We start from the raw sequence: 26,590 nt of genomic DNA on the forward strand, positions 1-26,590 counted from the left end.
TTCACAGTTGAGCAATCAGAATGCCGTTTTGGAATGTAACAGCCCGCGGATTTCGTCAGCTAACGCGCTGAAGCTTCACCGGATACGTTTTTTGGGAAGCCCACTGCGGCACATACACATTCTCGTCGCTGTCGACCAGTACGTCGTGCGGGTGCAGGAAAGCCGTCGAGGTCATGTCCTTGCGCTGTTCTTCCAGTTTGCCGTCTTTGTAAACCGGTGCCGAACCGCCCGGCGTCGAAACTACTTTGTCGTTTTTGTCCAGAATCTGGATGTAACCCGAGTTCGGGTAGGCATCGGAGGTGCTGCGGAAAACCGCCCCGTAAATCATGTCGTTGTGCAAAACCGGGCGGCAGATGTAGGAACCCGGCAACGCGATCGTGGAAAGGTATTTGCCGTCTAACGTAAAGCGTTTCAGACAGTTGTGCCGCCGGTCGGTAATCAGTAAAGTCGGGTTTGATTTGTTCCGGGTATCGACCAGAATCCCGTGGCAGCAGTCGAACTGACCGTTTTCGGTGCCTTTGCCACCAAAGTGCCGGATGTATTTCCCCTTGCTGTCGTACTGCGTGATGTAGTTCAACCCGTATCCGTCGGCCACGTAAATATCGCCGTTGGCGGGGTTGATGGCGGTTTCGGTGGGCGTAAACTGCGTCGGATAGTCGTATTTACCGGTTTCTCTCGGGTAATCGATTTTCAGCAGTTCTTTGCCTTTCAAATCGGTTTTGATGACCTGGTGGCGGTTGTTGTCGCAGATAAACAGGAATTGCTCCCCGCCCTCGTTCGACAGCGTCAGGCCGTGGGCGCCGGGGTAGGTGGTGCCCCAGGTTTCGAGCAGTTTTCCCGATTTATCGTAAATGATGACGTTATTTTTGGTCTCATTGGTCAGCAGAATCAGGCGACCTTTGGAATCTTCCACCATTTCGTGGCAATCGTTGACCGGGTTTTTGCCCGCATCCAGAACGCCCCAGTTTGGCACAACGCGGTAGCGGTGCGAACCGTGGCCGATCACCTGCTCATCGGCTTTGGGTTTGGCACCGAAATTAATATTGGGAATTGTTAATCCGACAGCGGTTGCGGCTGTAGCCTGGGTGAGAAACGTGCGTCGGTTTACAGATTGAGAAGCCATACGATTAATTACAAAAGGTTTAAGGGAATTAGATGATAGCATTACGACAATTCGAGAAACCGCTCCGGATTGATTCCCCGGTCTTCCAGTTCAAACGAATTGTTTATAATAAGTTGGTGAATATACTGCCAAAATGGGCGATTTGTCAACCAAAAATTCAGATCTACGTTCAGAACACTCTGTAAAAGATCTCCGGGGTAATAATCTCCTTCGGCAAACGGGTTTTTATTGAGCTTTTCGATTGCCAGCGGAATCAGGTAAGCCAGCGAAATTCCGTGCCCGATCAGCAGCCGCAGATCGTCCGTACGGAGCTGATTCAGTGGCGTTTGGCGGAGCGCCTGAATCTTCTGGCTCCGGTCATCGCCAAAATCCGGTTCTTCCCAACGTTCGTTTTCCAGGTCCTCCAGGGTTTTCTGCTGCCAGTTTTCTTCCATCGATGCGCACCTGACGGATTGAGTAACACCGCTTTACCAGCCCTCTCATACCGTCTGTTTGTGTAAAGGTATCTGGAAATTTGTTCTCCAAAGTGAAAAATCAGCCCAAAAAAATATTTTTTTTATCCCATGTGAGGTAATAAAATACAAACTTGTCTATGTTAAATACCACCAGAACAAGCGCCCGTTGGCATGCAGCAAGTACCGCTAGATGATCATGAAAATTCGGAGGGAAAGTCGCCCTGGCTTTCGACCAACCGCCAGCCGCTTCCGCCCGGAAGAGTGACCGATGATGAGCTTATTTTTCGGCAACTTTTCGCACAGGACCCCAAGCGGGGCTGCGAACTATTGTTTCGGCGGTATTACACCAACCTGGTCAACCACGCGGTGCGGTTTGTCTATTCCAGGGAAGTGGCCGAAGATCTGGTGGCCGAAGTGTACACGGCTTTCTGGCAGGAACGCATTTTTGAGCGCGTCACGAGTTCATACCGGGCTTATCTCTACCAAACCGTTCGCTACCGTGCCTATAACTATCTGCGGTGGGAACTGCACCCGTCTGACCCGCTGGAATCGCTGAATACGCAGGGCATTTCACCCGCTCCGCAGCCCGATGAAGTGCTGCATTATAGCGAGTTACATCAGAAAATTGAAGATGCCATTCAGGGCTTGTCTCCGCAGTGCAAGCGAGCTTTTTTATTAAGCCGGATTGAGGGGAAAAAGTACCTGGAAATTGCGAAGGAGATGCAGATCAGCAACAGCGCGGTCGAAAAATTAATGATCAGGGCGCTTAATCAATTGCGTCAGGAACTAAAAAGAGAATGGTTCATCAGCCTGCTGCTGGGGCTTCTGGCCAGCTCTTTCTGAGGCCGAAAAACGAACCGGTTGCGCCACCTGATTAAGGGCCCAAAAAACATACCTATTATGAAATTACTACTTATAAAACGGATTGTGTTCGACTTTTTCGACGGAAAAGCGACGGCAATCCAGCGAAAGTACCTCGAAGAATGGCTCGCGGACGAAGCCAATCAGGAAACTTATTACCAGTATCTGGACGAGTGGGAAAGCCAGCGGCCCCAGTTTGCGGTGGATGCCGACAAAGCGCTGGCGGCTTACCAACTGGTGCTGCAGAACGAACAACAACCGGCTGTTCCGGCCAAACCGCTACCGGTTTCCTCATCCAATTCGTTTCAGCGATGGCTGAACTGGAGCATTGCGGCTTCGGTTGCGCTGGTGGCTTTGCTGGGCACCTACCGGTTTCGTTCTCAGTTGCTGTTTGAAACCCACCGGACGGCTTTCGGGCAAACCAGTACACATCAACTGGCTGACGGAACGGAAGTTACGCTGAATGCCAACTCCGTTCTGCGCGTTCCCCGGTTTGGCTTCGGCTCCAATACCCGCGAAGTGTTTCTGGAAGGTGAAGGTGAGTTTAAAGTAACGCATACGCCTACGAACCAGCGGTTTATTGTCCGGACCGCCGACCGGTTTCAGGTCGAGGTACTGGGAACCGAATTTGTCGTTTATTCCCGAAAAAGAGGCAAACGGGTTTTTCTCAGTAAGGGAAAAGTGAAGCTGGATTTGCCGCAGGGGCAGCAGTTGTACATGCGGCCCGGCAACGTGGTAACCGTCGCGAATTCCGGTCAGTACCGGCTCATTGAGACCAAAACGTCCCGGCAGTATGTCGCCTGGAAAGACCACTGGTTTTATTTCGACAACACCTCCCTGAGCGAAGTGGCGAACCAGATTCAGGAGCAATTCGGAATTAAGGTGGTGGTTTCAGACCCGAAACTGGCCCAACGGCGGATTGCCGGTAATTTCAGAGCCGAGCAGGCCGACGATCTGTTCCAGATTTTAGCCGAGTTGCTCAACCTCAATGTAGTGAAAAAAGACAATCATATTGAATTGCGTACTCCTAAACATTCCTAACCCTTAACAATCCCACTGAATATGTTAATTCCATGTTTACAAAAAACCGCATTGGTTTCGCTGGTTGTGATGAGTCACCAACTGACTCAGGCACAATCGGTTGTGCTGGCCAGACAACAAGCCTACGCCCCGGAACAGGTTCAGACAGCTCCAGTGGCGGGCCAGAAAATGAAAGAAGTGCTGACGGAATTAAGCCGTCAGCACCAGGTCAGTATTTTGTTTGAAGAGACGACGGTCAGTGGCATTATGGTTCCGGCTACGGTGCGTCTGCGTTCCGGGAAGCTGGAAAAGCAATTGGAAACCTTGCTGAAACCCTACGACCTGATGTTCAAAAAGGTAGGCAATCAGGCGTATTACATCATCAAAAATCCGGTAAAAAATACGAGCGAAGCCGTTACGATTCCGGAATCGGTTAATACGCCGATTTCGCAACGGGGAGTAACGGGGTCGAACGGAGCGGTTTTTTCGTCAACCTCCCCGGGCATCGCCATCGCCGATTTTACGGTAAGTGGCAAAGTGACCAGTGAAAAAGGGGAGGGGCTGCCCGGTGTCAGTGTGGTCATCAAAGGAACGACGCGGGGAACGGTTACGAACAACGAAGGCAATTACACCCTTTCGGTGCCGGAAGCCGGCAGCGGGGCGACCCTGGTTTTTAGTTTTGTGGGGTATCTATCGCAGGAGATGAATGTGAGTTCATCGACCACCATCAATGTTTCGCTGAAACCGGACGACAAAGTGCTGGAAGAGATCGTCGTGATCGGTTACGGTACGGCCAAGAAAAGCGATTTGACCGGTGCGGTCGGAACGGTGAAGGAAGCCGAACTGAAAGAACGGCCAACGGCTTCGCTGCAGCAGGCGCTGTCGGGTCGCATGCCGGGCGTCCAGGTCAACACCAACTCGGGTCGCCCGGGTGGCCGGACCACCATCCGCGTGCGCGGTTTCAGTTCCATCAACTCGTCCAATAACCCGCTGTACGTGGTGGACGGCGTGATGCTGCCGCAGGGCACGCAAAACCAGTTTAGCTCGGCCATCGACTACATCAACCCCAACGACATCGTATCGGTGGAAGTCTTGAAAGATGCTTCCTCGACCGCCATTTACGGGGCGCGGGGCGCCAACGGCGTGGTCCTGGTAACGACTAAAAAAGGAAAATCCGGCCAGGGACAGGTAACGTACAACGTCGACTTCAGCGTCAACACCATCGGTCCGAATCCTCCGCACGTGCTGAATTCCGCGCAATACATGGCGGTAGAGGACCTGGCGTGGGCCAACATGGCCAAATATGATCCGGCGGGTTGGGCGGCTGGCAAGTGGGCGTATCTGAACCCCAAACTCCGCCGTATTGACCCACGGGTGTGGAACTCCGACGGTAGCCCGAAATACGATACCGACTGGTTCAGGGAAACGAGCCAGAATAAACTCTCGCAAAACCACCAGCTGGGCTTCAGCGGAGGTAACGACCGAACGCAGTACTCGATTTCACTGGGTTACCGGGACGACGAAGGCCTACTGAAAACCTCGTACATGAAGCGGTATTCGGGCCGGTTTACGATCGATGATCAGGTAAAACCGTGGCTGAAAGTCGGGGGTACGCTGAGCTACAACAACCAGTCGGAAAACATTGTGGACCAGGCTGATGCGGTGGCCCGTCAGATTGTGGAAGACTTCCCTTTCCTGCCCGTGAAATACGATGACGGAAGCTTCGCCAACAACAAGGATTTTCCGTTTGCCGAAGGAACCATGAGTTCTTACCACCGATTGATGGACACCCGGTACATTCTGAATACGCAGACGACCATCGGGAGCTTGTATTCCAACATTACTTTCGCCAAAGGGCTGGAAATGCGCACGATTTTAGGCGCGAACATCCAGACGCAGGAAAACAACATTTCCGTCACCCGAACGCTGAACATCGGCGGGAACGGAAATGCCTCGACCAGCAACCGGAAAGACTCGTTCTGGTCGCTGGAAAACTATTTGACTTACAACAAGCAGATCAACGAGAAACATGCCATCAACGCCCTGTTGGGGATTTCCTGGCAGGAAACGAACAGCTTTGCCATGAGTGCGGCTGTAAGCGGTTTTGCGACGGACTACTTCGGTTTCAATAACTTAGGTGCCGGGGCTACCAACCCCAGCGTGGGTTCCAGTGCTGGGCGGTTTGCGTTTAACTCCTATTTCGGCCGGATCAACTACAGCCTGATGGACAAGTACCTGGTGACGGTAACAGGTCGGGCGGATGGTTCGTCGAAATTCGGGGAAAACCACAAATTCGCTTTCTTCCCCTCGGCGGCTCTGGCCTGGCGGGCATCGGAAGAAGAGTTTCTGAAAGGCAACTCGCTGATCTCCAATCTGAAAGTACGGACCAGCTTCGGTTTGACGGGGAACTCCGAAATTCCGCCTTACTCGTCCCTGTCACTCTTAAGCTCGAACTACGCGACGGTGTACGGCGACACGAAAGTATCGGGAACGGGGGTCAGCCGGTTGGCCAACCCGGATTTGCGCTGGGAGAAAACCGCTCAGACCGACGTGGGTATTGAACTGGGCTTGCTGAAAGGCCGCATCAATCTGGAAGCCGATTATTATTACCGCAAAACGACGGACATGCTGCTGGATGCGCCGGTGCCGCGTACGAGCGGCTATGGCACCATTCGCCGGAACGTAGGCTCGATGCAGAACAAAGGTTTTGAATTTGGTCTGAACACGGTAAACGTCGACGCGGGCGGTTTTCAATGGAACACGACCTTCAACATCTCCTTCAACCGCAACAAAGTGTTGTCGCTGGCAACGCCTTCGGACATTTTTAACGTGGGTGGTCCGAACTTCACCAACCCGACCAACGTCATTCGGGTGGGTGAGCCAGTGGGTTCGTTCTGGGGTTTGACCCGCGTCGGGATTTGGAGCGAAGCGGAACGCGAAGAAGCCGCCAAGTTTGTCAGCTACCGGAACGGGTTGACGATTCTGCCGGGTGACATCAAGTACCTGGATGTGAACGGGGACAAAGCCATCACGGACGCTGACCGGAGCATCATCGGCAACGGCAGCCCGAAGGCCTGGGGCGCTTTTTCCAACACCTTTCGGTACAAGAATTTTGACCTTACTCTGGAATTGCAATACTCGTACGGCAATGACGTCATGGACCTGAATATTTCAACCAGCGAAGACCGTCAGGCGCTGGCCAATAGCTACACCTCGGTGTTAAATGCCTGGACGCCAACGAATCAGAACACGATGATCGCCGAAATTCGGGATACGCGGGCCGGTTACGTCCTGAACGTAGACAGTTACTGGATCAAGGACGGATCGTTCCTGCGGGGCAGAAACCTGCTGCTCGGCTATACGTTTCCAACCAATCTGACGAATAAACTCAAGCTAAACCGCCTGCGGGCCTACGCCACCGTGCAGAATTTTTTCCTGCTGGTGAAAGACAAAATTATCGGTGATCCGGAAGTTACGCCGACCAACCAGGGAGACAGCAACAGCGCGTTCTCGCAGGGGATGATCTGGCATAATTACCCCAAACCGACTACGTACATGTTCGGGTTGCAGATTGGTTTGTAGGTGAATCGGTTTTCGGTATACGGTTTTCAGTTACCGGTGTGCACCAAAGAATGGAATGCGTCAGCCGACCGAAACCGAATACCGTAAACCCTTCTTTTCAAGTGTTCAAAAAACGATTTCAAAACATGAATTATATCGTTCGCAAAGTAAGTAAAGCGGTTTTGCTGAGTGCTATTCTGCTGGGACCCGTCGGTTGCAAGGACTTCCTCAACGAGCAGGCACCCTCCAACCTGACCCCCGACAACTTTTACACCATCCCCGATCACGCGGAAGCGGCCATTGCTTCGGTCTACGCCGACATGCGTTTTATGGGCGATGGTGCCGGAATTTTCTCTTCCAACTGGCAACTGCTGGAAGCGCTCACCGGTACCTCCACCACTGAAACCGCTCAGAACTCGGATTTGAACAACCTTTACGGGTTGGTCCACGACGGCAACACGGTGCACGTGGTCAATTACTGGAACGGGCTCTTCAAAGTGATTGCGCAGGCCAATCAGGTTCTTGATCGCGTGCCGGGCATTACGCCGATGGATGCGGCTCAGAAAACCAAAATCCTGGGCGAAGCTCGGTTTTTGCGGGCCAATGCCTACTTCACGGCGGTTCGCTTGTGGGGGGATGTGCCCCTGATTACCAAACCGCAAACGGCGACATCGGAAGACTTCATGCCCGCGCGCACGCCCCAGGATGCCGTTTACAAGCAAATCGTTGATGACCTGGTAGCCGCTGAAGCCGCCGGTCTGGCCTGGACGGATTTGACGGGCCGGGTGAACCTGGCCGCCGTGAAAACCCTGTTGTCGAAAGTGTATTTGACGATGGCTGGTTTCCCATTGAGCAAAGGCGCTACGCACTACAAACTGGCGGCTGACAAAGCCCTGGAAGTCATCACCTACGCCAATGCCAATCCGACAGCGATTGGCCTGTTCACGAGCTACGAAGACGTGCATAAGGAGAGTACGGAAAACCGTATGGAGCATTTGTTCATGCTGCAATACAACACGCTGGTGGCCGGAAACCCGATGGACAACATGTACCCGAACTTCAAACCGGTGACCTACAACGGACCATCAGGAACGGGCAGCACGGTGCCAACACCATCGTTCTATGCTTCCTACGAAACCGGCGATTTGCGGGCGAAGGACCAGGGTTATTTCTACTCGACTTATTACACCAACGGCAACGGGGCACCATTCGCTCTGGGCGCGAACTACATCTTCAAGCACTTCAACCGAACGGCCAACGGAACTTCGGGAGTTGCCGGCACGCGTCAGAACAACCTGAACGTACCGCAAATCCGGTACGCCGAAACGCTGTTGATCTATGCCGAAGCACAAAATGAATTGGGTGCTCCGACGCAGGTCGCTTACGATGCGCTCAAGAAAATCCGGGATCGGGCGGGCCTGACAACACCGGCTTTGGGCACCTACACCCAGGCGACGTTCCGGGAAGCGGTGTGGCGGGAACGGTGGCACGAACTGTGCTACGAGCAGCTGACCTGGTTCGACATGGTTCGGTTGCGGAAAGTGTACAACGAGAAGACGAACGGTTTCGACAACTTTGTGGGCCACGTCAACCTGAGCTCGAATCAGCCGTTGCAGGAGAAGCACCTGTTGCTGCCGCTGGGCAAGCAGGAGATGCTCAACAACCCCAACCTGAAACCGCAAAATCCGGGGTATCCGAACTAAAAGTAGCTAAATTCTTGTATTGTAATGAAATAGTACAAACCGGTGAACTCCTGCTTTGCGTAAAACACTAATAATAGGGAAGTCTTCTGATTCGTTGGATGTAGAGCGCGGGTTTGCCGGAAAGTTGCTAAATTTAGGGGTAAAAGTTAGTATGATAAGTGGCGTGAAAAGCTTGTTCCGTACGGAGTCGATGGTAAGAATAAAGCATAGAATGACGAGCCGAACTAAGGTGTTGATGATGGGATTGGCGTGCTTTTCTGCAAGCGTGCTGATCCAGAGCTGTGGTGTAGACAAACCGGCCGAAATTGAAGAACTGGCGGATCAGCTTCCGGATCAGGTGGATTATAACCTGCACGTGAAGCCGATTCTGTCGGACAAATGTTTTTTCTGCCACGGGCCGGACAAAAACAGCCAGAAAGGCGGTTTGGAACTGGCCACCCGCGAAGGCGCAATGGCGGCTTTGAAAAAAGCGAAGAATAAAAAACACGCCATCGTTCCCGGCGATCTGGCCGAAAGTGAGGTCTATTACCGACTGGTGACGAAGGACGAGGATGAGATGATGCCGCCCAAGTCGTCGAACCGGGTGCTGACGAATTACGAAAAAGCCGTACTGCTGAAATGGATCGAGCAGGGCGCGGAATACAAACCGCACTGGGCGCTGATCAAACCGGAAAAACCGGAACTGCCCACCGTGAAGGATACGCGCTGGCCCAAAAATCCGATCGATTATTTCACGCTGGCTAAAATGGAGGAAAAAGGGTTGAAACCCGCTCCAGAAGCCGATAAAGAGAACCTGCTGCGCCGGGTAACGCTGGATTTGACCGGTTTGCCGCCGACGGTGGCCGAAGAAGACGCTTTTCTGGCCGATCGTTCCCCGAATGCGTACGAAAAAGTAGTCGACCGTTTGCTGAAATCGCCCCATTACGGCGAGAAAATGGCAGTCGACTGGCTGGATGTATCCCGTTATGCCGATACGCATGGCTACACCGTCGATCGCTACCGCCCGATGTGGCCCTGGCGCGATTGGGTGATTCAATCTTTTAATAAAAACCAGCCTTTCAATCAATTCATTACCTGGCAGTTGGCCGGTGATTTGTTGCCAAAGGCCAATCGCGAGCAACGGCTGGCGACGGCCTTCAACCGCAACCATTCGCAGAACATGGAAGGCGGTATTATCAACGAAGAGTTCCGGGTGGAATACGTCGCCGACCGCGCCAATACCGTCGGAACGGCTTTGATGGGCCTGACGGTGGAATGCGCCCGTTGCCACGACCACAAATTCGACCCGATTTCGCAAAAAGATTATTACAGTCTGTTCGCGTTTTTCAATAACGTCGACGAAGCCGGGCAAATCTCCTGGGACGACGCGATGCCGGTGCCGACGATGCTGCTTTCCCAGCCGAAACACGACAGCCTGCTGACGTTTCTGGATACCAAAATCAGGGCGACGGAAAGCGCGATCAGTCAAACCGTTCAGGCGGAACAAGCGGCTTTTGTCAACTGGCAAAAAAACGCTACCGCCATTCCGTTCGATTACCGGAAAGGATTGCAGGCCCATTTTACCTTTGACAAACTGGTGAACGGTAAGTTCCTGAATGAAGTCAGCAAGAAGGATACCGGCAAGGTCCTCGACCCGGTTTTGGTGCCGGGCAAACGCGGGAATGCGTTTCAGTCCAACGGCGACGACATTCTGACGCTGGGTCAGGTCGGTATTTTCAACCGGTCCGAACCGTTTACGATTGGCGTGTGGGTCAATATTCCCAAAGATGTTTCCAAAGCCGCGCTCGTTCACAAGGGCAACGGCGATATCCTGTACAACTTCCGGGGGTATTTCCTGAACCTGCGCGATGGCAAAGCGGAATTGCTCATGGCGCATACCTGGCCATACAACGCCATTGTCCGACTGAGCAATCAGGTATTGCCGAAAGAAAAATGGATTCAGCTGACGATGACCTACGACGGTTCGAGCAAGGCCAACGGTTTGCGGTTGTACGTCGACGGGAAAGAGGCTGCGATGACGACCGAAAAGGATAATCTGTACAAAGACATTCTGTTCAGCAAAGGCAAGCAAACCGGTTTGATGGTCGGCGCCGACATGCGCGGACCCGGTTTTAAGAAAGGTTCGGTGGATGATCTGGTGGTTTACAACCGGGCGTTGACATCGCCGGAAGTGCTGGCGCTGGCACAATCCGGCCAGCAACTCAACACTTCCAACGCCGATGCGCTGAAGAATTACTATTTGAATACGGTTTCGTCGACCTACCAGCAACGGCGGGATACGCTGCAGAAATTGCGGGCGGAACGAAACCGGGTTACGGAGGAGATTCCGGAGATTATGGTGATGGAGGACATGAAGAAACCCCGGCCGACTTTCCTCCTCAAACGGGGCGTCTACGATGCACCCGGCGAACAGGTTCGTCCGGATGTTCCGGCCAGTGTGTTGCCGTTTCCGAAAGAATACCCGAGAAACCGCCTGGGGCTGGCGCAGTGGCTGCTGCACCCCGACAATCCGCTGACGTCCCGCGTGGTGGTCAACCGCTACTGGCAAACCTATTTCGGAACGGGACTGGTGAAGTCTGCCAACAACTTCGGGAACCAGGGCAATTTGCCCACGCATCCTGAATTGCTCGACTGGCTGGCCGTACAATTTAGAGAGTCAGGATGGAATGTGAAGGCGATGCAAAAGATGCTGGTGATGTCGGCGACCTACCGGCAGTCGTCGCGCGGAACCCCGGAATTGCTGCAAAAAGATCCGGAAAATACGTGGCTGGCCCGTGGCCCCATGTTCCGGCTGACGGCGGAAATGATTCGGGATAACGCCCTGGCCGCGAGCGGGTTATTGTCGACGCGTTTGGGTGGGGAAAGCGTAAAACCGTACCAGCCGGAAGGGTTATGGACGGTCAACAGCGCGACGTATGACCAGGCAACCGGCGAGGGATTATACCGCCGGAGTTTGTACACGTTCTGGCGCCGGACGAATCCGCCCCCGTCGATGAACACCTTCGATGCGCCCTCGCGGAGTTATTGCGTGGTGCAGCGGCAAAAAACCAGCACGCCTTTGCAGGCACTGATCCTGCTCAACGATCCGCAGTTTGTCGAAGCCGCCAAGGTGGTGGCCGCCCGGTCGTTTACCGGAAACAAACCGCTGACGGATCAACTGACGCAGGTCTTCCGGCTGCTAGCGAGTCGAAAACCGACGAACAAAGAGCTGGCGATTCTGACGAAATTATACCAGCAGGAATACCAGAAATTCCGGAAAACCCCCGCCAAAATGGAGGGCTGGATTCAGGCCGGTGAATATAAACTGACACAATCGAGTGCCGAAATGCCCGCTCTGGCGGCTGGCGCAGTCGTCGCCAGTACGGTGATGAATTCGGAAGCGTTTATTACGAAACATTAAAATGGTATTCGGTATACGGTTTTCTGTTTACGGTGGCTGACGCATTTGGACTGCCGTATGTGTAAAAAATGGATGAGAAAGCATGCGTCAGCCACCGTAAACAGAAAACCGTATACCGTAAACCACAAAGCATATGAAAGACAAACTGGCGCAAAGTCTGGCAGATACCTTCAATCGGCGGTCTTTTTTGAATAAAGCTTCGTGGGGGCTGGGGACGCTGGCGTTGGGATCGTTGTTGCCCTCGCAGCTTTTTTCCAACCCGAACGAAAAGATCATCACCGTACCGAACCGGGCTCCGAAGGCCAAGCGGGTGGTGTATCTGTTCCAGAGCGGGGGGCCGTCGCAGCTGGAAATGTTCGATTACAAACCGTATCTGGAGAAAATGCACGGCAAAGACCTGCCCGAATCCGTACGGAAAGGCCAGCGGCTGACGAGCATGAGCGCCCAGCAATCGGCGTTGCCGCTGGTGAGTTCGCCCTATAAATTTACACAGCACGGCCAAAGTGGCGCGTGGGCGAGCGAGTTGATGCCGTATACCGGCAAAGTGGCCGATGATCTGTGTTTCATCAAATCGATGTACACCGAGCAGATCAACCACGACCCGGCGCTGACGTTTTTCCAGACCGGCAACCAACTGGCGGGTCGGCCGAGCATCGGGGCCTGGGTGAGTTACGGTCTGGGATCGGCCAACGAAAACCTGCCCGCGTTCATTGTCATGGTGTCGAAAGATGCCCCGCGCGACCAGCCGTTGTATGCCCGCTTGTGGGGGAACGGTTTTTTGCCGTCCAAGCACCAGGGCGTGCAGTTTCGCTCGGGCAGCGACCCGGTTTTGTACCTGAATAACCCCAACGGCTACAGCTCGGCGGATCGGCGGTCGATGCTCGATGCGCTGAAAGACCTGAATCAGGTGCAGGAAGAAATTTACGGCGACCCGGAAGTGTCGAACCACATTGCGCAGTACGAAATGGCGTTCCGGATGCAAACCTCCGTTCCGGAAGTCAACGACCTGTCGAACGAACCGGACTGGGTTTTTGATCTCTACGGCGAAGAAGCCCGCAATCCGGGAACGTATGCGGCCAATTGCCTGATGGCCAGACGGTTGCTGGAACGTGATGTGAAATTTGTGCAATTGTATCATCAGGGTTGGGATTTGCACGGAAATCTGCCCAAGGGCATCACCAAGCAGTGCAAAGCGACCGATCAGGCGTCGGCGGCTTTGGTGCAGGACCTCAAGCAACGCGGTTTGCTCGACGATACGCTCGTGGTCTGGGGCGGTGAATTTGGCCGGACGAACTACTCGCAGGGCAAGCTGACCAAAGACAATTACGGCCGCGACCACCACCCACGCTGCTTCACGATGTGGATGGCCGGTGGCGGGGTCAAACGCGGAATTACCTACGGCGAAACGGACGAGTTTGGTTACAACATCGCCAAAAATCCGGTCCACGTCCACGACTTTCAGGCGACGCTCCTGCACCTGCTGGGCGTCGATCACGAAAAGTTAACCTACGAATTTCAGGGCCGCCGGTTCCGGCTGACGGACGTGGAAGGGAAGCTGGTGAAGGGAATTCTGGCGTGAGGTTTCCCGACCCAAACCGCATTTCAAAAAAGAAGGCCACCAAACTGGTGGCCTTCTTAATATAACCTAACTATTACACGAATTAATCGACATCCCAGAACAGCCGGGTGCTGAAGGCATCGATCGTGCCCTGGGCCGTGACGTTGGCTCCGTTTGAGCCTGATTCAGTATTCGGATAGTAAAACCGCACCGGACGTTTGTTGTCCGCTACCTGAACACTTTGCGGAAGAACCGGCAGATTCGTCCGCCGGTATTCCGTCCAGGCTTCCAAACCGCTGAAGTTTGTCAGAGCAATCCATTTCTGAATGGCAATGGCCGTCAGCTTGTTCGTCGAGGCATCGAAATCGTAATTTTCGATTTTGCTGCCTTTGTAAGCAGCCGCACCGGCGACGTTGGCACCCAGCACGCGGAACGACTGAACGATGCCTTCTTCAAAGTAGGCTTTCGCCGTCAGCGGCAGGGTGACATCCGAAAACCGCTGTTTGGCTTCGGCCAGCAGGAACTGAACTTCCGATGCCGTCATCAGAATCGCCGGACGGTTGTATTCGCCTTTCACAATCAGGCTGGGCCCCAGCGAGGTCGTGTTGGCGGGCAGGTAACCCGAGCTAACCCCAAACGGCGTACCCGTGTAATTGGCAGCTACTTCTTTCAGGATGCTGGTGCCCGGCACCGTACCGTTTTCGCCACTATTGGCGTAAGCAATCCGCTTCATCCGCAGGGTGTCACCGGCGGCTTTGAGACTATTGATCAAAAACTGCGTGGGACGCGGGAAGTTATTCAACGCCCGTTTAGCGCCGTTGGCGTCATAGCCCCAGCGGTCGTAAACCCCGTTTAGCTTTCCGGCAGTTGCCAGGTAGAAGGAAGGACCGCCTACACCGACTTCTTCGCCTGTGATGAAACCCGAACCTTCGGTCACGATCTTGTTGATTTCCGTCTTGATGTACGTTTCCCGGCCGGTAATTCTCGACTGGCGAATCAGGATCTTCATCTTCAGTGAGTTGGCAAACTGAGCCCATTTGGTGACGCTGCCTTTGAAGATGATATCGGAACCCGTAAACGCACTGGCAAACGGGTTGGCTTTTAAGTCGGCAATGGCTTCGTCCAGGAGGGTAATCAGCGACTCGTAAACGGCTTTCTGATCATCGAATTTCGGAGCTAAAACCGCCCCCCCTTTCAAGGCATCGGTATACGGAATGTTCCCGTACATATCCACCAGCTGCTGATACAGCATGGCTTTCATCACCTTCGCCGGGCCTTTCAGGTACTTCTGGTTGTTGGCGTCGGCGTTGTTGATCACAAACTGGTAGTCCTCCAGGTTATCGTAGTAGGCGTCCCAATAGGTGAAATCACCGTTGGTAAAGTTATAGGCGAAAATGGTTGTGTTGATAATGTACCCATTTCCCTGCGACCACTGGCCCGCCCAGTAATAACCGAGTTCGTTGGGCTGCGTACCGGTCGCGCTGTTCCCGATCAGGTTGGTAGCCGTTGTATTCAGGGCATTCGTGAATACAAAACTCGGCGAGGCCGTTGGCAAAACGTTCGGGTTGGAATTGATGTCCAGAAAAGATTCTTTACAGGCACTTCCAACGAGAGCCACAAAGGCAAATATGAAGAATGATTTTAATTTCATGTCGAGACGATTTCAGTGATTACTAAAATGTAAGGTTGATGTTCACACCGTACTGACGCACTGGCGGAGTCTGGCCGGTCGTGTTGATACCCACACTGTTGGCCGTGGTCATACCGGGAATGGCCGTTGCACCCGGAGCCTGGTTGCCCACGTTACTGAATTCGGGGTCCGTGTAATAATTCAGTTTATCCACGATAGTGAACACGTTCCGGCCGTAGATGGAAATGCTGGCACCGGACAGGAATTTCGTTTTTGTCATCAGTTCCTGCGGCAAGCGATACGACAGGTTGATGTCCCGGAGTTTGATGAACCAGGCGGGGGCAACGAAGTTCTCGGAGATCAGGCGGTAGTTGTCAACCCAGAGGCCGTATTCCGCTTCCCGGACATTAACCGTGGTATTGTTCACGACGGTTTTGCCGTCCGTATCCAGGTAAGCCGAGTTCGGGAAGACGTGCGGAGTGCGGTCTTCGGTCCATTTACCCGTTCCGGTGAAGGTCATCTGGCGGCCCAGATCGCTGAACATCACGTTGCCGCCCCGGTATTCGAAGTTAAACGTAAAGCCAAAGTTGCCGTATTCCATTTTCGAACCCAGACCGGCAATGTGCCGGGGTAATACGCCACCCCGGGTCGACAGAGCCGCGTTCCGCAGCGGATAACCCGTCGTCGAGTTGACCAGCACCCGGCCTGAACCGTCCGGAGCGTACTGATACCCATCGGTTTTCAGCATCGGGAAGCGTGACCCCTTGATTACGTTCGTGTTGGCGTATGCAAACGTGTTGTTGAGCTGGAATTCGTCGACGCCGGGATAAAGGTCAACCACTTTGTTGTCGTTGAACGAGTAGCGTACGCTGGCATCCCAGGAGAATTTACCTCCTCTGGCGATCAGGTATTTCAGTTCGGCTTCGTAACCCCAGTTTTTGGTTTCACCGACGTTGATCAACAGGTTGTTGAAACCGGTCGAGTTCGGGATCTTTACCGTAATTACCTGACCTTGAGATCGCTGCGAATACGCTGAAACGTCGATATTGACGCGGTTGTTGAACAACTGGAACTCGCCCCCGATTTCCGTCGAATAAACAATTTCCGGTTTCAGATTGGCGTCGGGCAAGACGTTACCGACCGACAGACCCACCGTGTTGCCGTAGGGGAAGTTAGCGCCGTTGGTGTACGCCAGATCCAGACCGTACAACGGAATGTTGTCGTTGGCGTTTTTATTGGCGTTCAACCGGATTTTCGCGTAGTTCAGGATATTGTTCTTCAAAGAAGGAAAGGCGTCGGTCGGGATGAACGAGAGCGCGGCACCGTAGTACGGATACGACCAGGTGTTGGCCGGACGATCGGGTTTGTAGAACCGGGAGGTTGCATCGAACCGGAAGGTACCGTTCAGAATCAACCAGTTTTTGTAGTTCGAGGTCAAGTCGGCGTAGTAACCAAACCGGCGTTCTTGCGAGCTGATCTCACCACCCTGCAATTCGCCCTGGCGGTTGGCTACGTTGTAGATGTCGGGAACCACAATGGAACTGGAACCGACGGCAATGGCTTTGGTCGTTTTCTGGTAAACGCTGTTCCCCAGAATCAATTTGTTGGAAAACGGACCAAAGTCTTTCGTCAATTGAACCAGAAATTCGTTGTTGATGACGTTCTCCGTGCCTGAATAATCCAGCACCGAACCCAATTGGTCGGTAATGGCCCGGTAGATTCCCGTTCCGTCGCCGTCGCGGTAGAAGGGGGCCGGAATAAAGGATTTGGTTTTCGCCCAGTCGGAATACAGGAACTTGCCAACGGTGTTTTTGCCCGTCCGTGAGTTGTTCATGACCCCCAAACGTTCGGTAAACATCAACCAGGGAGTCGCCTTGAAGTTCAGGCTCAGGTTTCCGTTCAGGTTGGAATCCTTGTATTTCATCCGGCCATTGTCGGCATTGAAATACGGGTTGTTGTAGTAGTCATTGTAAAAACCGTTCGGGTTTGCAAACTGATTGGTCTGCCAGTCGCGCAGGTCGCTCAGGGGCAGGTTGGCCGGTTGGTTGAGCACGTCGTTGTAAAAATCCGACGACGTGCGGTCGTACGATGCCTGCGTATAAGCCGCGTTGAAACCGGCCGTCAGTTTGCCGTATTCTTTCGTTGCCGATAGCCGGGCACCCGTCCGGTTGCTTTTGTCATGCGGAACAATCCCGTGAACGCTCTGGTTTTCGAGCGACATGTAGAACGAACTCGTTTCGTCACCGCCCGAGAAATTCACCTGATTGTTCATCGATATACCGGTGTCGAATGCCTTCCGGCGGGCATTGGGGATGGCTGAGTAAGGCAGCATATACTGGCCGCCACTTTCCGTTGTCCGGCCCTGCATCCGGACCGAGCCATCGAAGCGATCCCCATACTGCTGGTTTTCGTACGAGCGCCAGTTGTCTTTCATCCGTTCCAGGTAATCGGTTTTGTAACCGGCTCCGCCAAAAGAGGTCGCGTAGTGTGATCCAGAACCGAACTGATCCTGAAGTTGGGGCAGGAAGCTGATCTGCTCAAAGTTCGTACTGTTCGAATACGAGACTTTCAGCTTTCCTTTGGCACCCCGCTTTGTGGTGATAATCAGGGCTCCGTTGATACCGGCTGAGCCGTACAGCGTAGCGGCCTGACCACCTTTCAGAATTGAGATGCTCTCGATATCGTTCGGGTTGATGATCGCCAAAACCGTTGAAGTCGTCTGCATACCGTCGAGAACGACCAGGGCTTCGTTGTTACCGGTCAGGGAACGATACCCGCGTAAAACCACCTTTACGGCCGGGTCAACGCTGTTGTTAACGTTGTAAACCGCCAGACCCGTTACTTTTCCGGAAAGGGCCTGCGCCAGTTGCGGAGAGCGGCCCACGGTAACGTCTTCGGTAGTCACTTTTGAGTAGGCGTAACCAATTTCCCGCTGATTCTTCCGAATGCCCTGAGCGGTTACCACAATTTCCTGTAGTTGTGAAGCGTCTGATTTCATGACCACATCCAGCTTGGTCTGCGTATTGACCGCAATGCTCTGGGTCACAAAACCAATAAAACTGAATTGCAAAACCGCGCCTTTGCTGACACTGATCTGGTACGTACCCTGGTCGCTGGAAGTGGTTCCCCGCGTACTTCCTTTAATGACCACGTTGACACCCGGAAGCGGGGTACCGTCTTCAGAAGCAGTAATTCGACCGGATACTGTAATGTCCTGCGCCAACAGAGGTAAACAGAACACCATCGACAGTAGCCAGCTACTGAGTAGACATTTTTTCATAATAATTGTATTTAGTTTGGTTAATTCAAGAATATAAGGTGGTTGCTTTTTTACTTACAGCCTCATTCACAGCGGTTTGCGTCCAATACACGGTTTGCATACCTGCAAATCGGGAAGAGGTCGTTGGGCTTAGTGAGTAAGCCGGAATTCGAAATGTTGATTAATCAAACAAGCTGCGCCAGTCTCACCCGATACACAGGGAGTTAACTTGTCTGCAAAAACCGTCAGCGGGTCGAGAGTCGGCCGTTCCGGGGGCGAACGAAACCTTCGTAAATCTTGATAGGGGAGGAGAGTCGGCCATCGTACCCAGAAGGTACAATGAGTCAATGCGTAAAGTTTCTTTCATGTTTTAGCCTAGGTTAATGAATATTTTTCCAAAGTAACAAAATATAATATTACGTAGTAGCTGCTTGATGATATTTTATTCTATCATATATACTATTATCATATATAAAAGTGCCTATTTTTTAAATATACGAACTTTTTAAGCTGAATTGATTTAAAAATTGGCTCTTTTAAATTCGATGATACTATTTTCATTTAGGGCAAAAAAAAGAACTTCTACCCTAAAAATTAGAGTAGAAGTTCTCAAAACTGGTGTATTTGGCAATTTAACGGTTTACTGTTTATCCCACCAAATCCGGGTATACGGATCGTCTTTACCCTGGCTGGCAATAACCGCGTTGTAATTGGTCGTGTTCAGTGTTCCTTCGGTGGCAACCGGATACGCCAGCCGACGCGGAATGGCCGTTCCGCCGTTGAGCGGTGAAGCAGCCGGTTTCAGCACCGGGAAGCCCGTCCGACGCCATGAGTTCCAGGCCGAATTTCCTTCATTGAACAGAGCAATCCAGCGCTGGGTGGCAATTTGCTCAATTCCTTTGGCGTCTGCGTAAGCCACATCCGGCTGAGCAATGTAGGCCGTGTAAGCCGCGTCCGTGTAGGCCGTGCCCATCCATTGTTGCAGGGAAGCCTTGATCGCCGATTCGTACAAAGCCTTGGGATCACCCGTGATCCAGCCCAACTTGGCCGCTTCAGCCTGCGCAAACAATACCTCGGCGTAAACCACAATGTTGGCGGGTGCCGCCTGTGCCGCAACCGTCGAAGCCGCCAGTGAGAAGTTCTGGGCCGGGCCAGCCGCCGGGAAAACCGCATACGGAGCACCCACGTATTCGCCTTTCTGGTTGGGAGCGGCCATGTACGTCAAACGCGGATCGTTCACTTTTTTCAGGTAATCGACGAACGTACTGCTCACCGCAAAATCCTTCCGGTTGCTGCGTACGTAGTTGGTATACAGCGGGTTTTCGTTGTTGGCATCGGCCAGAAACGTGTATCTGACGTTATCGGTATTGGATGCCAGCGGACCATCGGCCAGAGCGGCTGCAAATTCAGCTTTTCCTTTCGTGGGGTCAACTTTGGACAATTGCAAAGCTGCCAGCATGCGCTGGGTGGCTGCAAATTTTTTCCAGCGGGCCGCACTTCCACCTAACAGAATATCCCCTTTCACGGCGGTTCCGGCGTCGAACTGGGCAGCAGCCTCCTTGTATTCTTTAAACAGCGCGGTATAAATGTCCTGCTGTTTATCAAAAGCCGGTGAGAAGTTCTGATCGCCTTTTAGCGCCTGCGTATACGGAATGTCACCCCAGCGGTCGGTCATCCACTGGAAAATATACGCTTTCAGAATCCGGGCAATCGCCAGCTGGTTGTTGTTCGACCCGTAGGTGGTCACACTGGCCTTCGTAGCTGCATTGGTATTCTGGTCGATAATGGCCTGAAGATTCACCAGAGGTCCGGCATACAAACCATTGTAGCTAAAATTGATCGTCTTGTAGCGCGAATCTTCGATGTACGTTACGTCGCTGAACTGCTGCACATACAGCGCCGGAGTAATGTTAAAACCGGCTGGCCCTACCTGGCTGTTCATCGTTCCGACGGTCCGGATCGCCCCCGTAAACAGACTGGACGTGTTGGGTAACAACGGACTGTTCGGGTTGACGTTCATTTCTTCAAAGTCCTTGCAGGCAAAAGTCGAAAGCATCAGCCCCGCAAAAAGAATGGATTTATGTAGTTTCATGATGTCTGTTTTTGATAACTTATTTTAACGGAAACTCAGGACAATATGCTCATATTTTATAACGTCAATTTGAGCCGTTTTGATCCAGGTCACTTCCTCTTTTTAGAGACCTAAACGCAGGTTCACACCAAACGACCGCACCGGTGGCAACTGACCACCTTCGTACCAAAGCGTTTCCGATTCCGAAATGTCGATACCGCCACCAATCGCGCTGTAAATCAACAGCGGGTTGCGGGCAATCAGCGAAACGTTGGCCGATTTGATGAATTTACCCAGCATGTTTTTGGGGAAATTGTAACCGATTGAAACCTCCCGCAGCTTGATGTACGATTTGCTGTAGATCCAGTTTTCGTTCAGGGCAAACAACCAGCCTTCATACAGGTTTTGAGCATCCACCCGCGTCGTGTTCGGCTGGCCGTCTTCGGTTACACCGGGCAACAAAATACCGCCACCCGTGGCCGGATCGTCCCGCTTGGGTTTACCCAATTCGTTCAAACCGGCCGTTTCTTCTGAAAGTCCAGAACCCGCGTTGAACATTTTGGTCGTTGAGAAGAATTTGCCACCGGCGATAAAGTCCGCATTGACCCGTAACGTTACGCCTTTATACGCAAACGTATTCAGGAAACCGCCTTTGAATTTCGGCAGCACCGAGCCCAGCGGCACATTGTCTTCTTTGATGTACAGACCTTCGTTCGGTGTTCCTTTGGCATAAACCAACTTGTTCCCGTTCGCATCTTTTTTGATACCCTGACCTACCAGCAAGCCCCAGTCCTGGCCTTCACGGGCGTTGAGGGTCAGCGTCCGCCATTGCGGGCCGTCGATCTGGTAGTTGGTTAAACCTTCGCGCAGTTTGACTACTTTCGAGCGGTTGCGGTCCAGGTTGATGTCAAATTCCCAGGTAAAACCGGAAGCCGACCGAACCGGCGTTGCGTTAATGTGCAGTTCCAAACCGCTGGTTTGAATCAAACCGGCATTGATAACGGCATTGGTGTAACCGCTGGTTGGTGTAACCGGAACCGGAATGATCTGATTTTTATTGTCGTTGCGGTACGCAGTAAATTCAAAACCTAACCGATTGTTCAGGAAACGCAGGTCGATACCACCTTCATACGACGACGACAAACCGGGTTGCAGATTGGAGTTCGGCAGCGTCGTTGGCAGGAACAGGGTTGCGTTGCTTGAATAAGCGGTACCGGAACCATACGCCAGAGCCGTTTGATACGGACCGACATCGGTACCAACCTGTGCATAACCGGCGCGGATTTTACCATACGACAGAATGCGGTTTTGCGGAATCAGCTCCGAGAAAACCAGACCGGCCGACAGGGACGGATACAGGTACGAATTGTTCGCTTTGGGCAAAGTCGATGCCCAATCGTTCCGGATCGAGGCTTCTACAAAAACGAAATCCTTGTAACCAACGCTCACGTTTCCGAAAACGCTATTGACCTGCCGCTCGAACAAAAAGTTGTTGGACAGTGGCCGGTCAATTGAAGCCGCAATATTGTAGAAATTGGGCGCTGAAAGACCACCAACGGTTGCCTGAAATAAACCATCGACCCGGTTGTAACGAATGTTTCCTCCGGCGTTTGCCACAACCGACAAATCTGCGAAATCCTGATTGTAGCTCACCAGTACTTCATAGTTATTCTCGCGGCTATTGCTCGATAACGTAGAGAATGCACCCAGACCACCGGCGTTCAGCGTTCCCTGCGCAACACGGCCTTCTTGATAATAACCGGCCTGATCGCGACGGACCGTAGCCGAAGCCTTCAGCGAAGGCAGAATCTGGTACGTCAATCCAAAGTCGCCAAATAACCGGTCGCCCCGGTTGGTGTTGGTATTTTTGTAGACCTGTGTAAAGGGGCTGTCCCAATATTTTGGACGTGGGTCTGTTGGGCTGCCAATGTTCCAGCTCCGGTAGGTTCCATCCGGATTTTGATAGTTGCGCAAATCATCGATATTGAGCTGGCGCTGGAACCACTGGTTGAACATCCCCGTAGTCTGGTTGTAACCATTCAGGGTCGCATTCGTAACCCCGAACAGGTTGTTACTCGCACCGGTTCCCCCGCTTGAGCCATACCGGTCGGCCGGTTGATTGAGCGTCCGTGTCGAGGTATAGTTGATATTCAAATTGGCCGTTAGCCCTTTGCCAAACTTGATGCTATTCTTGGCACTGATGTAATCGCGGGTCTGCGATGAATTCGGCACAATCCCGTTGTTGATAATGTGCGTATACGAGATCCGGCTCTGGAAAGCCTCGGTACCGCGTGAAAAAGCGATGTTTGTGTTGTTGCTGATGGGTTTGGCGAAGAAATCCCTTACGTTGTTCGGATGCGGAGAAAATGGCGTCAGCTGACCAAATTCCGGCCCCTGCTGCCAGGAGAATGCCGAACGGTGGGGCGAACCATCCATGCGGGGCCCCCAGCTTTCGTCGGCGGAATAATCCAGGATCTTCTGACCGTTGAACGCAGCCCAGTCGGCCGGGTGAAGTTTCGGATCAAACTGGAAAGTATCCCAGGTTTGGGAATAACCGCCACCGTATTCGTTCTGGTATTTGGGCAGCATTCCGACCATGTCGATCGTCGTACTGTGGTTGAAATCGAGCCGGGTTTCGCCCGCTTTGGCGCGCTTGGTCGTGATGACGATAACGCCCGCCGAGGCCCGGTTTCCGTACAGTGCCGTTGCCGAAGGACCTTTCAAGACCGAAAGGTTTTCAACATCATCCATGTTTACCTGGCTCACGTCAGTGGGGGTTCCATCCACGACGTACAGCGGATCGCCACCGGTCAGGGAGTTGACCCCCCGAATCCGGATGCTGGGGCTACCAAATTTCGCAGCCGACTGGCCCAGTACCTGCACCCCGGCAATTTTCCCCGCCAAGGCATTCGCGACGTTCGGGTCGCGGGCGATGTTCAGTTTTTCCTGCTTCAACTCCTGAACTGAGTAGTTGAGTGCTTTCTTGTCGCGCGAAATACCGAGGGCGGTTACTACAATTTCCTGAAGTGTCGAAGCATCAGGTTGTAACGTGAGATCAACCGTGGAGCGGTTTCCAATGGATACATCAGTCGTCTTGAATCCGATAAACGAAAAGGTGAGTGTTTCGGCATTGTCAGGTACGCTGATGGAGTATTCACCGGTGGCGTTGGTGGTGGCCCCGCGGGAGGTGCCTTTGACTACAATGTTAACACCGGGGAGTGGAGAACTGTCTTCTGCGGAAGTCACTTTGCCCGAAATGGTACGGGATTGAGCAAAGGCGGTGCCTATTGCGCCGGATAGGCACAATAGGGCAATGAGTAAACGCTTTAACATGTTTTTAGTTAGGTTAATGAAAGTATGCACTAATACTTGAAAGTAAAATTACTACGAAATTTTCTCTTGCCAATAGCCTGAATGGCAACAAATTCAGTAACGCCGTTGCAAAATGACCTCCTAAATGGAATTCAAATGAAATGCTTGTGTTATTAACTGGCTATAAATCAGTGTTTTATGCTTGATTACAATTCGTTAACAAATTGTTAAAATTTTATTCAATGAGCCGTCTTTCAGTACATTACGTATTGATAAATTATCTTTGTTCGATGAGTAACGCCCCATTACCCCAGCAATTCCAGCAGCAGATGCAACAGCAGCTGGGTGACGATTATCCGGCGTTTCTAACAGCCCTGCAGCAGCCCGCCCCCGTGAGCATCCGGATCAACCCGAAGAAGGCGGTTTTAAAAACGGAAAATCTGGAGCCGGTTTTGTGGTGTGCCGAAGGCTTTTATTTACCGGAACGACCGGTTTTTACGCTCGATCCGCTGTTTCAGGCTGGCGCATTTTACGTACAGGAGGCATCCTCAATGTTGATTGCGGAAGCGTTGCGCCAAACCGCCCGCTTGCAACGCCCGCTGCGGGTGCTGGACCTGTGCGCGGCCCCCGGTGGCAAAAGCACCTTGCTGGCTTCGTTGCTGGCGGCCGACGGTTTGCTGGTTTGCAACGAAGTAATCCGGAGCCGGATACCGGTTTTGAAAGAAAATATGGAGAAATGGGGGCTCCCGAACGTCGTCATCAGCAACCACGATCCGGAGGATTTCAAATCGCTGAACGGTTTTTTCGACATCGTACTGGTCGATGCGCCCTGCTCGGGCGAAGGGTTGTTTCGGAAAGACCCGGAAGCCATGCTCGAATGGTCACCGGACAGCGTGGTGTTCTGTGCCACCCGCCAGCAGCGCATCCTGACGGCGGCCGCTCCGCTGCTCTGCGACGACGGTCTGCTTCTATATAGTACGTGTACGTATAATGACAGCGAAAACAGCCAGAATGCCGAATGGCTCAGCGAACACGGTTTTGAGAACCAGCGGCTGGAACTGCCCGCATCGTGGGGTATTCAGGAACAGACGTTCAATAAAGTGACGGGCTACCAGTGCTATCCGCACCGGGTCAAAGGCGAAGGTTTCTTTCTCAGTATTTTCAAAAAGAAACAGCGGTCGAGCCCGGAAATGGGCGTGCCCCGGACGTTCCGATCGTTAAAACCGGTGCGCAACTGGCAGGTGAAAACCCTGCAATCGTTCCTGAAAAATCCCGACGACTACTCGTTTTATGTGAAACCGAACGAGGAGGTTTTTGCCATTCCGGAGTCGCTCGTGGCCGATTTTCGGCTCCTGGACTCGGCCTTGCACAACAAAGGTTTCGGGCTGGAAATGGGTATTTTCAAGGGCGACGATTTCATTCCGTCGCACGCCCTCGCGCTGAGCACTGCCATTGCTGACACGCTTCCCGGCATTGAGCTGACGAGGGAAGAGTCCATCCGGTTTTTCAAAAAAGAAAACCTGGTGCTGAACGATCCGGTGAAAGGCTGGCTGCTGGCGCGCTACAACGGCCTGAATCTGGGCTGGCTGAAAGGCGTGGGCAATCGGGTCAATAATTACCTGCCGAAAGAATGGCGGATTCGGATGGACATCAAAGAATATTGACCCGGCAACCCGCCCGGCGGTATTGGCATTCCAGCAAAAAAAGTAGTTACTTTGCCGACTTCTGAATCGACACGATCACCGAAAAAAGCAACTCAATTCATGGCTTACGGATTATTGAAAGGCAAGCGAGGAATTATCACCGGAGCATTGGATGAAAAGTCCATTGCCTGGAAAATAGCACTGAAAGCAAAGGAAGAAGGCGCAACCTTCACGTTATCGAACGCACCCCTTGCCATGCGGATGGGGGCTATCAAGCAACTGGCGGAACAATGTGAAGCCGAAATTATTCCCGCCGATGCCACGTCGGTGGAAGACATCGAGAACCTCTACACCAAGTCGATCGACGTGTTGGGGGGCAAAATCGACTTCGTGCTGCACTCGATCGGCATGAGTCCGAACATTCGTAAAAACCGCCCCTACGGTGATATGAACTACGAATGGTACCAAAAAAGTCTGGACATTTCGGCCCTTTCTTTTCATAAAATGATGCAAACTGCCGAAAAACTGGACGCCCTGAACGAGTGGGCTTCGGTGGTCGGTTTGAGCTACATTGCCGCCCAGCGGACGTTTGCGTTCTACACCGATATGGCCGACGCCAAAGCCATGCTCGAATCCATCGCGCGCGGTTACGGTTACCGGTTTGGTAAACTGAAAAACGTTCGGGTCAATACCGTATCGCAATCACCGACCGTAACGACGGCCGGCTCTGGAATTGGCGGTTTTGATGTTTTCTACGAATACGCCCAACTGATGTCGCCACTCGGCAACGCTACGGCCGACGATTGTGCCAATTACGTCATCACGCTTTTCAGCGACCTGACCCGCATGGTAACGATGCAGAATCTTTTCCACGACGGCGGTTTCTCCAGCGTGGGCGTTTCGGAAGATCTGGCCATGAAGCTCATGCAGGCCCACCAGCAGGAGCAGCAGTAAGAAAAACGAAAAACAGGAGAGGAAAATGAGAAGGTAAATC

Annotated in this window: 14 protein-coding genes; 8 read left to right on the forward strand and 6 right to left on the reverse strand. The window is 52.7% G+C overall.

The annotated features are described in order from the left end of the window. Nucleotides 1–55 precede the first annotated feature (55 nt). Together GJJ30_RS04770 and GJJ30_RS04775 are read right to left on the reverse strand one after the other, a co-directional pair. The gene (locus GJJ30_RS04770; RefSeq protein ID WP_154173719.1) at nt 56–1,123 is read right to left on the reverse strand and encodes a 6-bladed beta-propeller; all 1,068 of its coding nucleotides are present in this window, start codon (nt 1,121–1,123) and stop codon (nt 56–58) included. A 41-nt stretch (nt 1,124–1,164) separates the two neighbouring features. Then, on the reverse strand, nt 1,165–1,557 hold the full coding sequence (locus GJJ30_RS04775; RefSeq protein ID WP_154173721.1) for a contact-dependent growth inhibition system immunity protein: 393 nt from the start codon (nt 1,555–1,557) through the stop codon (nt 1,165–1,167). 192 nt (nt 1,558–1,749) lie between these two features. On the opposite strand from GJJ30_RS04775, the gene GJJ30_RS04780 reads away from it, so the two are divergent. The 6 genes from GJJ30_RS04780 (at nt 1,750) to GJJ30_RS04805 (ending at nt 13,702) form a co-directional block, all read left to right on the forward strand. After that, nucleotides 1,750–2,421, forward strand: coding sequence for an RNA polymerase sigma factor (locus GJJ30_RS04780; RefSeq protein WP_154173723.1), 672 nt, complete (start codon nt 1,750–1,752; stop codon nt 2,419–2,421). Nucleotides 2,422–2,478: 57 nt separating this feature from the next. Beyond that, nucleotides 2,479–3,480 carry a FecR family protein gene (locus GJJ30_RS04785; RefSeq protein WP_154173725.1) on the forward strand — a complete coding sequence of 334 codons (1,002 nt, stop codon included), beginning with the start codon at nt 2,479–2,481 and terminating at the stop codon, nt 3,478–3,480. 21 nt (nt 3,481–3,501) lie between these two features. Further along, nucleotides 3,502–7,041: a SusC/RagA family TonB-linked outer membrane protein gene (locus GJJ30_RS04790; RefSeq protein ID WP_229312961.1), complete on the forward strand. Its 3,540-nt coding sequence runs from the start codon at nt 3,502–3,504 to the stop codon at nt 7,039–7,041. A 125-nt stretch (nt 7,042–7,166) separates the two neighbouring features. Further along, a complete protein-coding gene (locus GJJ30_RS04795) occupies nt 7,167–8,723 on the forward strand; it encodes a RagB/SusD family nutrient uptake outer membrane protein (protein WP_154173727.1) in 1,557 nt (518 codons plus the stop codon). Between the two features lie 211 nt (nt 8,724–8,934). Then, nucleotides 8,935–12,123, forward strand: a complete 3,189-nt coding sequence (locus GJJ30_RS04800) for a DUF1553 domain-containing protein (RefSeq protein WP_229312963.1) — start codon at nt 8,935–8,937, stop codon at nt 12,121–12,123. Nucleotides 12,124–12,256: 133 nt separating this feature from the next. After that, nucleotides 12,257–13,702, forward strand: a complete 1,446-nt coding sequence (locus GJJ30_RS04805; RefSeq protein WP_154173731.1) for a DUF1501 domain-containing protein — start codon at nt 12,257–12,259, stop codon at nt 13,700–13,702. 82 nt (nt 13,703–13,784) lie between these two features. Here the strand turns inward: GJJ30_RS04805 and GJJ30_RS04810 are convergent, their stop codons facing one another. The 4 genes from GJJ30_RS04810 to GJJ30_RS04825 all read right to left on the reverse strand — a co-directional run bounded on the left by GJJ30_RS04810 (nt 13,785) and on the right by GJJ30_RS04825 (nt 23,974). Next, nucleotides 13,785–15,332, reverse strand: a complete 1,548-nt coding sequence (locus GJJ30_RS04810; protein ID WP_154173733.1) for a SusD/RagB family nutrient-binding outer membrane lipoprotein — start codon at nt 15,330–15,332, stop codon at nt 13,785–13,787. 22 nt (nt 15,333–15,354) lie between these two features. Beyond that, nucleotides 15,355–18,591 carry a SusC/RagA family TonB-linked outer membrane protein gene (locus GJJ30_RS04815; RefSeq protein WP_154173735.1) on the reverse strand — a complete coding sequence of 1,079 codons (3,237 nt, stop codon included), beginning with the start codon at nt 18,589–18,591 and terminating at the stop codon, nt 15,355–15,357. A gap of 619 nt (nt 18,592–19,210) precedes the next feature. Next, nucleotides 19,211–20,662 (reverse strand): SusD/RagB family nutrient-binding outer membrane lipoprotein, encoded by a 1,452-nt coding sequence (locus GJJ30_RS04820; RefSeq protein ID WP_154173737.1) that lies wholly within the window; start codon nt 20,660–20,662, stop codon nt 19,211–19,213. Between the two features lie 102 nt (nt 20,663–20,764). Then, the gene (locus tag GJJ30_RS04825; protein ID WP_154173739.1) at nt 20,765–23,974 is read right to left on the reverse strand and encodes a SusC/RagA family TonB-linked outer membrane protein; all 3,210 of its coding nucleotides are present in this window, start codon (nt 23,972–23,974) and stop codon (nt 20,765–20,767) included. A 269-nt stretch (nt 23,975–24,243) separates the two neighbouring features. Here GJJ30_RS04825 and GJJ30_RS04830 point away from each other — a divergent pair, with 269 nt between their 5' ends. Further along, a complete protein-coding gene (locus tag GJJ30_RS04830) occupies nt 24,244–25,617 on the forward strand; it encodes an RsmB/NOP family class I SAM-dependent RNA methyltransferase (RefSeq protein WP_154173741.1) in 1,374 nt (457 codons plus the stop codon). A gap of 99 nt (nt 25,618–25,716) precedes the next feature. Continuing rightward, nucleotides 25,717–26,550 carry an enoyl-ACP reductase FabI gene (locus GJJ30_RS04835; RefSeq protein ID WP_154173743.1) on the forward strand — a complete coding sequence of 278 codons (834 nt, stop codon included), beginning with the start codon at nt 25,717–25,719 and terminating at the stop codon, nt 26,548–26,550. The last annotated feature ends 40 nt before the right edge of the window (nt 26,551–26,590 follow it).

It is taken from the genome of Larkinella terrae, from assembly GCF_009668025.1.
GTDB lineage: Bacteria > Bacteroidota > Bacteroidia > Cytophagales > Spirosomataceae > Larkinella > Larkinella terrae.

What these genes read in the sequence shown, in the direction of transcription:
- GJJ30_RS04770 (WP_154173719.1), bottom strand. Translation starts at nt 1,123, where the DNA reads ATGGCTTCTCAATCTGTAAACCGACGCACGTTTCTCACCCAGGCTACA.
- GJJ30_RS04775 (WP_154173721.1), bottom strand. Translation starts at nt 1,557, where the DNA reads ATGGAAGAAAACTGGCAGCAGAAAACCCTGGAGGACCTGGAAAACGAA.
- GJJ30_RS04780 (WP_154173723.1), top strand. Translation starts at nt 1,750, where the DNA reads ATGCAGCAAGTACCGCTAGATGATCATGAAAATTCGGAGGGAAAGTCG.
- GJJ30_RS04785 (WP_154173725.1), top strand. Translation starts at nt 2,479, where the DNA reads ATGAAATTACTACTTATAAAACGGATTGTGTTCGACTTTTTCGACGGA.
- GJJ30_RS04790 (WP_229312961.1), top strand. Translation starts at nt 3,502, where the DNA reads ATGTTAATTCCATGTTTACAAAAAACCGCATTGGTTTCGCTGGTTGTG.
- GJJ30_RS04795 (WP_154173727.1), top strand. Translation starts at nt 7,167, where the DNA reads ATGAATTATATCGTTCGCAAAGTAAGTAAAGCGGTTTTGCTGAGTGCT.
- GJJ30_RS04800 (WP_229312963.1), top strand. Translation starts at nt 8,935, where the DNA reads ATGACGAGCCGAACTAAGGTGTTGATGATGGGATTGGCGTGCTTTTCT.
- GJJ30_RS04805 (WP_154173731.1), top strand. Translation starts at nt 12,257, where the DNA reads ATGAAAGACAAACTGGCGCAAAGTCTGGCAGATACCTTCAATCGGCGG.
- GJJ30_RS04810 (WP_154173733.1), bottom strand. Translation starts at nt 15,332, where the DNA reads ATGAAATTAAAATCATTCTTCATATTTGCCTTTGTGGCTCTCGTTGGA.
- GJJ30_RS04815 (WP_154173735.1), bottom strand. Translation starts at nt 18,591, where the DNA reads ATGAAAAAATGTCTACTCAGTAGCTGGCTACTGTCGATGGTGTTCTGT.
- GJJ30_RS04820 (WP_154173737.1), bottom strand. Translation starts at nt 20,662, where the DNA reads ATGAAACTACATAAATCCATTCTTTTTGCGGGGCTGATGCTTTCGACT.
- GJJ30_RS04825 (WP_154173739.1), bottom strand. Translation starts at nt 23,974, where the DNA reads ATGTTAAAGCGTTTACTCATTGCCCTATTGTGCCTATCCGGCGCAATA.
- GJJ30_RS04830 (WP_154173741.1), top strand. Translation starts at nt 24,244, where the DNA reads ATGAGTAACGCCCCATTACCCCAGCAATTCCAGCAGCAGATGCAACAG.
- GJJ30_RS04835 (WP_154173743.1), top strand. Translation starts at nt 25,717, where the DNA reads ATGGCTTACGGATTATTGAAAGGCAAGCGAGGAATTATCACCGGAGCA.